General features: G+C 75.4%; 1 pseudogene. It reads right to left on the minus strand.

What is annotated here, in order from left to right:
* Positions 1-254, minus strand: a pseudogene (locus G6026_RS17715) (iron ABC transporter permease); the annotation flags it as partial.
* Positions 255-280 lie beyond the last annotated feature (26 nt).

Here is a 280-nt window from a genome sequence, read left to right on the forward strand (position 1 = left end):
CCGGTGAGTATCGCGAGCACCGCGCGTGGCAGGCGCAGTCGCCCGACGGTGAACGAGGCGCCGGCCACGTCGTGGCCCAGGATCACGCCCAGCACGTCGGCCGGGGGATAGAACGTCCTGCCCACCATGAGGCTGGCGGCGAACAGTGCCGCGGCGACCAGGGCGAGCGCGGTCAGGACGAGCAGCCGCCGACGCCTGCGGGTGCGGCGACCGCGGGCGATCAGCGCGACGGACGCCGGGCGGGCCGTGGACACAGCGCCGGTGGTCGGGGTGTCGATGG

This window comes from Dietzia sp. DQ11-38-2 (assembly GCF_014145055.1).
In the GTDB taxonomy this organism is placed as follows: domain Bacteria; phylum Actinomycetota; class Actinomycetes; order Mycobacteriales; family Mycobacteriaceae; genus Dietzia.